The sequence below is a fragment of the Shewanella sp. SM71 genome (assembly GCF_025653905.1).
GTDB classification, from domain to species: domain Bacteria; phylum Pseudomonadota; class Gammaproteobacteria; order Enterobacterales; family Shewanellaceae; genus Shewanella; species Shewanella oncorhynchi.
Genome location: NZ_JAKKRW010000004.1, coordinates 59,253 through 70,998, shown reverse-complemented (window position 1 = coordinate 70,998; position 11,746 = coordinate 59,253). Strand labels below are relative to the sequence as shown.

The window sequence follows — 11,746 nt, the reverse complement described above, 5'->3', positions numbered from 1 at the left end:
TAGCTTAACGATACTTTGATAAATTGCAGGCTAGAACAGCATCCTAGATGTTGTTCTAGCTTTTTTATAGACGGTTTATGATGCCTGATTTAGCTCCCGCTTTTCATAGGCTTATGCTGCGGGTAATCTTGCGGCGTGCAACCAAATTGCATTTTAAAGGCGGCACTGAAACTGCTGACACTCAAATAACCTAAACTATGGGCCACCATAGTTGTGCTCTCCCCTTGGCTTAAGCTCTCAAGCGAATTTAACAAACGAAACCTTTGCCGCCATTGTCGATAAGTGAGCCCAGTTTCAGCTTTGAATAGTCGCTCAATCGTTCTCACACTCGCGCCGCCCATTTCGGCTAACTCGGTCAGTGAGTAACTCACTTTTGGACGTCGGATCAGCGTTTGGATTAATCGGCTGAGTCTTGGATCTGAGCCAGCGGGTAAATGGGCATCCAGACTGTCCAGAGTTTGAAGCTCATCGATGGCAACCAAACCCAGCCGATGCAGTTGTCCACTGTCCATAAGATGTGAACTTTCACAAAGTTTAAGCACTAATTCGCGCATCAGCGCTGTCATAGTCACCATCACCACTTGCGTATCCTGTGGCCTAACGCCATAGCTAGGGTCAATATAAATATTGCGAGTATGGGCGTGGGTTTCACTGTTCACTTGATGGGGCAGATTGCAAGGGATCCAAACGGCATGGGTTGAGGGGACCACCCAGACGGCATTTTCACTGCGAACACGTAACAAACCTTTGGCGGCCCAAAGTAGCTGACCCCGCGGGTGCGAGTGAGGTTCGATGCCCGCTTCCGCCGCCATATTGCGAGTATGGGTCAGCACGGGCCGATTGGCATCTATGATAAACGCCGCATCACTGGGTGTTAACAATGTCGCTTTAGGAACATACTTTGACATATTACCTTCTTAAAACGCCAAACCAAGTCAGTTATCTTAGTAGGCATCTTTTACGTATTCAACCCAATAGGTCGGTAAACATGAAACGTTTTATTGGCGTTAAACAGCTAGCGTTTTTCAGTGCACTGTTGATCGCTACTTTACTTGCGCTTTTTCCGCTAAGTCAGCATCCCGCGGTGTTTTCCTACAGCGCAGGCGTAGTGTTAGTTACCTTGATGTTTTGGAGCACAGGTTTCTTCCCGCCCTTTATGGCGGGGTTAATCTTTTTTGCCCTTGCCACCATTTTTAAACTCATTGAGCCGAGTATACTTTTCTCCGGATTCGGCTCAACTGCGGTGTGGTTAATCATTTCGGGGTTTGTGATCGGCAGTGCCATCACTCAGTCAGGTTTAAGTCGCAGAATGGCCAGTTTGATTGCCCCCATACTGACCTCAAGTTATCCACGCTTAATTGCGGGTTTGGTCTTTAGTGCTGTACTGCTTGGCTTTGTGATGCCCTCATCCGTTGGCCGTGCAGTGGTACTGGTGCCTATTGGTATGGCGTTAGCCGAGCAAGTCGGTTTTGCTCGTGGTAGCCATGGGCGGATAGGCATTGCGACCGCCCTGGCACTGGCGTGTAACATGCCCAGTTTTGCCGTGTTGCCCGCGAATATTCCCAACATGATATTAGCGGGTTCCAGTGAGAATCTATTCAATATCCACTTTGGTTATACTGAGTATCTCTTATTGCATTTTCCAATCCTTGGCTTACTCAAATCAATATTGATTGTGGCGCTAGTCGTTTTCCTATTTCCTGCAAAAATTGATAACAACCAGCTTGAACGCGTTATTGAAAAAGAAGCTTATAACCTTGGTATGCAAAAGAAAGTTGCACTGTTACTGGCGATTACTTTGCTCTTTTGGGTGACTGACTCGCTGCACAGCATCAACCCCGCTTGGGTAGGATTAACAACGGCTATCTTGTTATTGCTCCCAAAATGGGGAGTGCTTGAGCCTAAGAGTTTTAATAGTTCAGTGGATTTGTCGACCGTCATTTTTGTCGCGGCGGCCTTAGGTCTGGGAGCATTGGTCAATCATTCCGGGCTCGGCACTGCGCTAGGTCAACTGTTCAGTGAATGGTTACCCTTGCAGCAAGGGGCATCGTTCCTGAATTTTATGTCGTTATCGTTAATCGCGACGCTAACAGGATTAGTGGCAACGGTTCCAGGCGTGCCGACTGTGTTATCCCCCATGGCAGCAGACTTTGCCAATGCAACTGGCTTCTCCACCCCTGCGGTATTAATGACGCAGGTGATCGGTTTCTCAACCGTGATTTTTCCTTATCAGGTGGCTCCTTTGATTTTGGCGATGCAATTATCCCAAGAGCCATTAACTAAACTACTTCGCATCACCTTACCTCTAGCGGCAATAACTCTAGTTGCACTCATGCCACTGGATTATTTATGGTGGCTATGGCTCGGTTGGATTAACTAAATTGCGTTAACTAAAGCGGGTTAACTAAAGTGCGTTAACTGAATTAAATGGACGAAACGCTCACCCTTAGCGATATTCAAGCCGTCAAGGGTGCTTTAGAGCAGCCATCATCAATTGCTCAGCACTCGACAGCGCTTGGGTCGATAACACAACTCTCCCCACATAAATTCTTTCGATAAGCTTCATAGTTAGACTATACTGTTTATATGTACAGTATATTGTGATTTATTATGATGCTTCTAGGCCGCTTCGCCAAACATACCCAATATCAGCTCTCGTTATTTAGCTCCTTGATTGCCGCAGGATTTCCGTCACCGGCCCAAGACTATGTAGAACAAACATTAGATCTCAATGAGTTATGCATCAAACATCCTGCCGCCACGTTTTTTGTCAAAGTCCAAGGGGATTCGATGATCGAAGCGGGGATTTTCTCCGGTGATATTTTGGTGGTGGATCGCTCACTACAGCCAGCCCACGGTGATACCGTTGTCGCAGCGGTGAACAGTGAGTTTACCGTAAAGCAATTACAGCTACGCCCTGTGGTGCAATTGCTACCACGTAATGCCTTATTCTCCCCGATCGCCATCAATGATGAGTCTGAGTTAAACATCTTTGGGGTAGTGACCAACGTGGTGAAAAAGCTCAAATGACGCCCTCACTATTCGCCCTCGTCGATTGCAATAATTTTTATGCCTCCTGTGAGCGGATGTTTAGGCCGGATTTGGTTGGTAAGCCGATTGTGGTGTTATCCAATAACGATGGCTGCGTCGTCGCCCGCTCCGTAGAGGCAAAACAACTTGGCATCAAGATGGCGGTGCCTGTATATCAAATAGCAAACCAACTCCGCCAGCATCAGGTTGCGGTATTCTCCTCCAACTATGCTCTCTATGCCGACATGTCAAACAGAGTGATGACCACCTTAGAGCAAATGGTGCCGAAAGTAGAAGTGTATAGTATTGATGAAGCGTTTTTAGATCTATCACGCATCGATAAATGCACCGATATTCATCAGCTTGCATTAGATATTTATCAGCGAATACCGCAATGGACAGGGATCAGTGTTTGCGTTGGCATTGGGCCGACAAAGACCCTCGCCAAACTGGCAAACTATGCTGCTAAGCGTTATCCAGCAACCCGGGGCGTGGTTGATTTGCGCGACCGAGAACGCCAACGACGACTCATGGCGCTTATCCCTGTCGAAGAAGTCTGGGGAATAGGCCGTAGGCTTACGAAACGCTTGAACATCATGGGCATAAATACCGCGCTGCAATTGGCGGATGCGCATCCCAAACTTATCCGCGATACCTTTTCGGTCACCGTTGAGCGCACGGTACACGAACTTAACGGCATTGCCTGTGATGACATACAAGAGATCGCCGCCACTAAGCAACAAATTATCAGCTCCCGCTCCTTTGGTAGTCGTATTGATAACTTGGAAGCGATGCAACAGGCAATCAATGAATACACTTTTAGGGCCTGTGAAAAACTGCGCTCCGAGCGCCAGTACGCTAAAGCGATGTCGGTATTTGTGCGTACTAGTCCTTTTAGTGATGTGACTCCCCAGTACAGCAAATCGCTGTCGGGCAGTTTAGTTCGCCCCAGCAATGATACGCGGGATTTTGTCACCCTTGGCCAAAGCCTACTGCAACGCATTTGGCGTGAAGGTCATGCCTATGCAAAGGCTGGTATCATGTTAGGGGATTTTTTTGGTGCAGGCGTGTTTCAGCTCGGATTATTCGATGACGTCACGCCTAGGCCTAAAAGCAAGGAACTGATGCAGTTACTCGATAAAGTGAACCACAGCGGCCGCGGAAAAATTTGGTTTGCAGGACAAGGTATTGACCCAACTTGGGGGATAAAACGTGAACAGCTCTCCCCGCGCTACACCACCCAATGGGCACAACTGCCCATAGTGACATAATCAGCAAATCCAGTGGCTAAATGACCATCTGCTAATCGCATTAATACTCTAGGCATTGGTTATTCAGTTAAGCTCACTCCACTCCTGACCACATTAATCAGAATAGGCTTATCGGCCTAAACCCATCTCACTAAGACTGTGCCAGCAAAACTCATCTCGCTTGGTAAAATAATTTTAAAAACCAATGTTTAACATTAAAAATGATAAGGCAATGAACGCAGTAGAGAGATGACTAAAGCAATAAAGCAGACTTGCAAGTCTTCGCGATCTTAAAAAGATAGGCAAGGGCAAGCATGAGCTTGCCCTAAACATAGATGCGGCTTTCAACATTATTCTATTTTAAATCTCAACTAACACTAGAATGCATCCAACACTATAATCCAACGATTGCAAAACCGACTTAACACTAAAATCCATCGGCGTTAGCGCTAAAATGGTATCAACATCCATCATGCATTACCTATTATCTCAGCCTTAACACTCTTCATCACTCAGGTCTTCAAAGTACCAGTAACTGAGGTTCACCCACTCAGTAAGCTGCTTAAGCAAATCGGCATCGGCTAACCAGGGGGCTAAGGCGGTTTTATCTAACTGATTGCTATCACATAGTAGTGGGATCACCGCGGCCAATTCGGCTGAAAGCTGATACTTATCACCATTAATATAGACAACGCCTTGTCCTACATTGATATCAAAATACAAACAACGCAGTCCGCCGAGGCGAATAAGCGGCTGCTCATCGAGCCAAGCGAGCACTTCGTCTTGCGTGATGTCCAACGGCTCATCGGGTAAATCGAGGGCGCATTTAGATTGAGTTAAATAGCGGCCCGAAAACTCGCTCACCAGTTCATCGGTTAACATATTAGTCAGTTGCGTGCGTAACCGCGCTAAATCGCGATTATCGACACAACCACTGCGCGTTGTCAGCTCGCGGTCTGGATCTTCAATCTGCTGTGTGCCTAAATCTTGCTCAGACAGATGATCGGCCAAAGCACTTACCATATCTTTGGCGGAGGCGGTACGATAACCTACTGAAAAACTTAAAGACTGTTCTAAGGTTATACCGTCATGGGGGAATCCTGGGGGAATATAAAGGATGTCGCCGGGCAATAACTCAGTATCGATAATCGGTTCAAAAGCTTCTGTGTGCAGCAAAGCGGGATGGGCGGCAAACTCTTTGTGCGGCCCCAGATCGCCTACGCGCCAGCGGCGACGTCCCGAACCTTGGCAAATAAACACATCATACAGATCGATATGCGGCCCCACACCACCACCAGGAGTGGCAAAACTCACCATCACATCATCTAAACGCCAGCGCGGAATAAAATCAAAACATTGGATCAGAGCTTCTGCATCGGGCACCCAGTTGTTCAAGGCTTGCACGATCAAAGTCCAATCCCGTTCACCGAGATGATCGTAGGAATCAAAAGGGCCAAATTCAGCCTGCCATTGCCCTGCCTGTTGGTACACTCGCCGAGATTCCACCAGCTCATCCATGGCTAAGCCGGCTAACTCTTCGGGCGAGATTAAATCTTGAAAATGTTTGAATCCTTGGCGGATAACCAAAGGTTTTTTCTGCCAATATTCTGCTAAAAATTGCGCGGGTGTTAAGCCATTAATATCGAGTTGCATGGGTCGCTCACAAACCAAACTGTTATTCATAGAGGTAAATGCTAACAGGAAGCGAAACCAAGAAAGCTCGACCGGATCAACAAAGCATTAAGTCTTTTATCAGCGTCAATGTGATAGTGAATTTACTAACGTATTGAATTACAATCGGCTTATCTAAAAGCGTTGCGCTGTCAAAGACGGCAATGCTGACAAATCATTTATAGAGTCCATGTAAGATCTATGCCTACATCTGCAGCTAACACTTTGGTCGTGCTCGACTTTGAAACCACGGGGCTATCGCCCAATCAAGGGGACCGCGCGATTGAAATCGGAGCTGTGCTGATTGAAAACGGCGTGATCACCCAAAGATTTTCAGAGTTGATGAACCCAGGATTTAGAATAAGTCGTTTTATTGAGGACTACACAGGGATCAGCAATCAAATGCTCAGGGATGCAGCGCCCTGCAATGAAGTGATGGCGCGTTTTGCCGACTTTATCGCCGATCATAACTTAGTCGCCCACAATGCGGCATTTGATCAGCGCTTTTTAGACGCGGAATTTGCTCAAATTCGCCATCGTTATCTTGGACAATTTGGCTGTTCCTTGCTGGTGGCGAGACGTTTGTATCAAGCGGCGCCGAATCATCAGTTAGGTACTTTAGTGCGCTATAAACAGTTACCAAGCGATGGCACCTTTCACCGCGCTTTAGCCGATGCTGAGATGACTGGCCATTTGTGGCTGGCAATGCTGGCAGACCTTCAGCAAGAGTTCGGTCTCAATGCTCCCACCTTCGAGTTACTGCAAAAAATCGCCAAGAAAACCAAAGCAGATGTGCCGAAGTTTTTACGTCAATATGCGGTTAAGTGATCCCAAAAAGCAAAAATCCGATAAATCCAAGGATTATCGGCGATTTTTCAATAAGCAAATTAAGTGCTCAACGACTTGCCAGCAAAAAACAGCAAGCTCCTAGCAATAACGGCCCATCTATAACGGCTTAAGCGGCGCGCTATCAATGCCGCAGGAACTGCGAACCACTAAGGTCGTCGGAATAAGCTGCGCACTCACCTCTTGTCCGCGGATAAGTTTGAGTACACTGTCGACTAAAATTTCACCAGCTAATTGGGTATTCTGCTTAATGGTCGTTAATGGCGGATTGGCAAAACTCGCCACCGGAATATCATCATATCCCACCACTGCAACTTGTTCTGGGACTGAAATGCCCTTCTCTTTCAGCGCACGAATAGCACCAATGGCAATCAGATCGCTAGCCGCAAAAATAGCATCAAACTGTGCGCCTTTGGCCATCAATGCCATAGCCGCATCGTAACCAGCACTTTCAGTGCTAATTGCCGACACTTGCTTAGTGCGATCGACTGCAATATTCGCCATTTGCAGCGCCTTCACATGGCCTAAATATCTGTCCCTAAACTCGGGGCTGTGGCTCGAGGCATCGCCTAAAAAGGCAAAAGCTTTACGACCAAGGGAAATCAAGTGCTCTGTGGCAATCAAGCCGCCTTGATGATTATCACAACCAATCGATAGCACTGACTTATTGTTATGCTCAGCGCCCCAAATCACAAAGTGAGTATTTTGCGCGAGCAATCGCTCCAACTTTTGCTCGTAGTCCATGTAGTCGCCGTAACCGAGCAGAATAATGCCGTCAGCTTTATTACTGTCTTCATAATCGGCGTGCCAATCGCTGGACAATTGCTGAAAAGAAACCAATAAATCATAACCTTGCTGCGCCGTTGCTCGAGTAATGGAGCCAAGCATAGACAGGAAAAAAGGATTGATTAACGAGTCATCGTTGGTGGGGTCTTCACACAATAACAGCGCTAAGGTATGGCTATTTTGGGTGCGAAGATTGCTGGCATTTTTATCGACCTTATAATTCAGCTCTTTGGCAATGGTTTGAATACGTTGGCGAGTTTCTAAATTGACTAACGGGCTGTTTCTAAGGGCACGGGAAACCGTTGACTGGGATACGCCAGCACGATAAGCAATATCAATCGAGGTCGCTTTCGATGCCATAAAGAGGATTTAACCTTAGTTATTATTTTGCGTCGATACTAAAACAGTTCCACCCACTTGTATAGACGAATGCGTTAACATCCGTCTTACATTAGAGACTCTGCTTAAATGCCGAGCTGATCGAGCAAATCATCGGCTTCATTATCAATGGCACGAGTCGCAATGGCGGGTTTATCGGCCATCTTAACCCAAGGCGAAACATTCGAATTTGAGTCGTTATTTCCCCCAATCGAACTGTGCTGCTCTAACAGACTATCGGGATCGAATTCTTCATCGTAGACAAATTCATCTAAGCGAATGAATTCGGTTTTGTCCATGGCAAACTCGAGGTAGAAAATATGGTTATTCTCTGTCCTAAACGACACTCTACGGGCAACTGCATCGTCTAAGTTAGCGTCGATTGATATAGTTAACTCTTTATTAATCGTCAACATTTTTGGTTGGCTTTGGCTGATGGATGTTTGCAATTCTTTAGAAATTTTATTAATAAAATCCCCTAGAATTTGGTTCATCAGTTCGCCCATCACATTACTCACTTCATCTGAAGTATGTGAAAACGCGAGCTCAGACTCAGGCATGCCCATGTTCAGCATGTAGCGACGGTAGATTTCAATCGCTGCAGAGGCGGAAAAGTTGATCACCACTAGCCCTGAAAAACCACCATCAAAAATCGAGAAACAACCGAGATCAGGTTTAAGACGCGTGCGCGCAATACTTTGTACCATACCCGCATGGGTAACATTGCTGGCACTGGTGCTAGAAAGGACGTGGGCGACTGAGTGGCATAACTTCAGTAAAATATCATCCGACGTTACGATAGTATTTGTGGTCATAATCGATTCTCAAACTGAATAATGAATTAATCTTGCGCGTAAAAGCGTAAAAAATCAAAATTAAAACAATTGATTAGCCTAATATAGCAAGATGGCAAAATTAACATAATGCTAACTTATTGATATTTAATAGATCAGATAAAACCTTCAACATGAAACGACTTATAAAACGGCCTAACTTAATAAGAACATGCCCCATAATGCAACAGATTAAAGTTCCCTATCACTATTCTCTGCTTTAGATCAAAGAAACTCATATTTTATAACGGCTTTTACTTAATTTCTGTCACAGACGATTCAATTGAGATTGATTCGCAGGTATATTGATGCACAATAATAAGCCCTTAAGGAATCCAAATGATCACGTTTTTGCGCCGGTTTACCATTTTGCAACGCTTAATGATGATGCTCCTTATGGCCGCGATAGGGACTGTGTGTTTTGCCAGTTTTTCAATTAAAGAGCAGTACAGTAATTTAATTGAGCAGAAATGGTTGCAGATAGACGGTCAGCTCGCCAGCATGTTAAGCGTGATAGATGTGCACCGTCAGGATGCGCTCAAAGGTAAGTTTAGCGAAGCAGAAGCTAAACAAATCGCCGCGGATTTAATCAATCAAACTCGCTATTCAGGTTCCGGCTACTTCATTGTTATTGATGATAATAATCAAATCCTCGCCCACGGGGATAGCGCAAATCTTATTGGCACCTCAGCATTAACCTTCAAGTTACCTAATGGCACAAACCCCTTAGCCACTATGCTGCCATTAGCGCGTGCTAAATCGAAAACAACCCTCGAATACCCTATCGCCGATCCTATGACCCGCGCGATAGAAGACAAGCTTGCTGAAGCCCGTTACTACCCGCAATGGGGCTGGACAGTCATCACAGGCGCCTATCTTAGCGATGTCAAAGCGAGCTTAAAGTCAGTCATTATCGACTATCTAATTATCATGTTTTTGATTTCAGTGCCGATTTTTGCCTTCTTCCTTGTGCTTAACCATTCCATCACCTCACCATTAAATGATGCTATTGATGCCCTTGAAGATATTGCCCAAGGCGAAGGCGACTTAAGTCAGCGCATTAATGCTCAAGGTAAAGATGAGATTGCCCATCTCGCCCGCGCCTTCAACATGTTCGCCCAAAAAATTGGCGACATGGTCGGCCATTTACAACCTTTAGGCCAAGCATTAGATAAAGATGCAAAACAGCTTTTGATTGCAGTTGAAGAGTCCAATCAGAGTGCTGAACATATCCACAGAGAAACAGGCAGCGTCGCCACGGCCGTCAATCAAATGCTGTCGACCACCCATGAAATGGCGAGCAACACCCAGCAAGCGGCCGATGCGGCGAACAGCGTAAAAGAACAAGCACAGCAAAGCCAAGTCGTGATCGACAACACAGTCAGCAACACAGAAAAACTGGTGGCAGAATTAAAAGCCTCTGAAGTCATCACCCAAAAGCTGGGCGTTGCCTCACAGCAAATCGGTAGCATTCTCGATGTGATCCGCAGCATTGCCGAGCAGACCAACTTACTCGCCCTCAATGCCGCCATTGAAGCTGCTCGAGCTGGGACCCACGGCCGTGGTTTTGCCGTAGTTGCCGATGAAGTCCGCGCCCTTGCTACTCGCACCCAAGACTCGACCAATGAGATCCAAAAAATCATTAGCGAGATCCAATCCGGTGTAGGCTCAGTGATGAAGAGCAACAATCAAACTCAACTGCAATCCGATGAGCTACAGGCCCAAGCACACGAAGCTGGTAAAGCCATGGCGGCGATTCTGCAATTGATTGCCCATATCAGTGACATGAACACACAATTAGCCAGCGCCACTGAAGAGCAATCACTGGTGACCGAAGAAATTAATCGAAATATTTGTAATATTTCGGAATTAACCGAAGTCTCAGTAAAAGCTAACGAAAGTAATAGCCATGCAGCTCAGTCACTGCAAGACATTAGCCAAGACATGTCCCGCACCTTAGGCCAGTTTAAAATCTAACTAAAGTGTGTGAGAACGGCATGACTTGTCGATTGGGGCGCCATAGGGCGCCCTTTTCTTTGGGTAAACCTGCTGGTAACGCTTGTTAACCGCTAGCTCACCAACAATGAATTTCAACGAAAAAATCCCATTAACCACAAATTCTCTGTCACGCTAACGTTTGATATGCGGTATGCTTTAGCCTTAAAAATCCAACCGAGACACTGCCATGCGAATGACCTTAGCCGTTCACCCTGAACAGTACACAATTCATAGTTTTAGCCCGAATGCCGTATTGCCCAGTGAGGTTTTTGCACAGGACATGTATTTCATTGGTAAGACCCAAGAAGGTTTATCTTTAGTCGTTTCCAGTGAAATGGAACTCGACAGCTTAGAGCAAGAACCGGGCTGGTGTTGCTTTGAAGTACTCGGGCCACTGGGATTTTCGATGACAGGCATTTTATCTAAAGTGTCTGGCACCTTAGCGGACGAACAAATCAGTATTTTTGCGATTTCGACCTTTGATACCGATTATATTTTAGTAAAAAATAATCGCCTCAAAAGTGCCATCGCCGCCTTGAAAAAACAGGGCTATCACATCATAGAATCGAAAGACGAAATGTAATACCCCTTTAAATATGAGCTCATCTACTATGTACGAAAAAACAGTCACCATTACCGCCAAACATGGCATTCACACCCGTCCAGCAGCCTTACTGGTTAAAGAAGCCAAAACCTTTGACTGTGATGTCATGGTCGAATGTAATGGTAAGCAAGCCAGTGCTAAGAGTCTGTTTAAGCTACAAACCTTAGGCTTATATTCTGGCGTCACGGTAAGAGTGTTTGCTGAAGGTGAACAGGCACAGGCCGCGGTTGAGAAAGTATCTGAGCTGCTCATTACCCTAAGCTAAGCCTTTTCTTACGCTAAAGTGCATTTATCTGCAGGTTTAACCAACACGCAAAAAACTCGTCTCGACCGTCTTGACATGCTAATGC

The 11,746-nt window shown here is 46.0% G+C and carries 11 protein-coding genes; 7 read left to right on the top strand and 4 right to left on the bottom strand.

What is annotated here, in order from left to right:
- Nucleotides 1-89: 89 nt before the first annotated feature.
- Entirely contained in the window at nt 90-908 is an 819-nt protein-coding gene (locus tag L5L97_RS05275) for an AraC family transcriptional regulator (RefSeq protein WP_263138781.1), read from the bottom strand.
- Nucleotides 909-988: 80 nt separating this feature from the next.
- Between L5L97_RS05275 and L5L97_RS05270 the strand changes: the two genes are divergently transcribed.
- The 3 genes from L5L97_RS05270 to umuC all read left to right on the top strand — a co-directional run bounded on the left by L5L97_RS05270 (nt 989) and on the right by umuC (nt 4,301).
- A complete protein-coding gene (locus tag L5L97_RS05270) occupies nt 989-2,380 on the top strand; it encodes an SLC13 family permease (RefSeq protein WP_263181338.1) in 1,392 nt (463 codons plus the stop codon).
- Nucleotides 2,381-2,610: 230 nt separating this feature from the next.
- Complete coding sequence (umuD, locus tag L5L97_RS05265; protein ID WP_372838268.1) at nt 2,611-3,030, top strand: translesion error-prone DNA polymerase V autoproteolytic subunit; 420 nt, start codon at nt 2,611-2,613, stop codon at nt 3,028-3,030.
- Nucleotides 3,027-4,301, top strand: coding sequence for a translesion error-prone DNA polymerase V subunit UmuC (umuC, locus tag L5L97_RS05260; RefSeq protein ID WP_263181337.1), 1,275 nt, complete (start codon nt 3,027-3,029; stop codon nt 4,299-4,301). The genes umuD and umuC overlap by 4 nt, the downstream gene beginning before the upstream one ends.
- 474 nt (nt 4,302-4,775) lie before the next feature.
- Here umuC and L5L97_RS05255 read toward each other — a convergent pair whose 3' ends face one another.
- The gene (locus L5L97_RS05255) at nt 4,776-5,933 is read right to left on the bottom strand and encodes a cupin domain-containing protein (RefSeq protein ID WP_263181335.1); all 1,158 of its coding nucleotides are present in this window, start codon (nt 5,931-5,933) and stop codon (nt 4,776-4,778) included.
- Nucleotides 5,934-6,152: 219 nt separating this feature from the next.
- Between L5L97_RS05255 and L5L97_RS05250 the strand changes: the two genes are divergently transcribed.
- Entirely contained in the window at nt 6,153-6,779 is a 627-nt protein-coding gene (locus L5L97_RS05250; protein ID WP_173496662.1) for a PolC-type DNA polymerase III, read from the top strand.
- A 117-nt stretch (nt 6,780-6,896) separates the two neighbouring features.
- Here the strand turns inward: L5L97_RS05250 and L5L97_RS05245 are convergent, their stop codons facing one another.
- Nucleotides 6,897-7,943 carry a LacI family DNA-binding transcriptional regulator gene (locus tag L5L97_RS05245; protein ID WP_113939612.1) on the bottom strand — a complete coding sequence of 349 codons (1,047 nt, stop codon included), beginning with the start codon at nt 7,941-7,943 and terminating at the stop codon, nt 6,897-6,899.
- 104 nt (nt 7,944-8,047) lie between these two features.
- Nucleotides 8,048-8,776, bottom strand: a complete 729-nt coding sequence (locus L5L97_RS05240) for a DUF3334 family protein (protein WP_028760052.1) — start codon at nt 8,774-8,776, stop codon at nt 8,048-8,050.
- A 357-nt stretch (nt 8,777-9,133) separates the two neighbouring features.
- On the opposite strand from L5L97_RS05240, the gene L5L97_RS05235 reads away from it, so the two are divergent.
- From L5L97_RS05235 to L5L97_RS05225, 3 genes are all read left to right on the top strand, one after another.
- The gene (locus tag L5L97_RS05235; RefSeq protein WP_028760053.1) at nt 9,134-10,771 is read left to right on the top strand and encodes a methyl-accepting chemotaxis protein; all 1,638 of its coding nucleotides are present in this window, start codon (nt 9,134-9,136) and stop codon (nt 10,769-10,771) included.
- A gap of 208 nt (nt 10,772-10,979) precedes the next feature.
- A complete protein-coding gene (locus L5L97_RS05230; RefSeq protein ID WP_198573284.1) occupies nt 10,980-11,375 on the top strand; it encodes an ACT domain-containing protein in 396 nt (131 codons plus the stop codon).
- A gap of 28 nt (nt 11,376-11,403) precedes the next feature.
- The gene (locus L5L97_RS05225; protein WP_028760055.1) at nt 11,404-11,661 is read left to right on the top strand and encodes an HPr family phosphocarrier protein; all 258 of its coding nucleotides are present in this window, start codon (nt 11,404-11,406) and stop codon (nt 11,659-11,661) included.
- Nucleotides 11,662-11,746 lie beyond the last annotated feature (85 nt).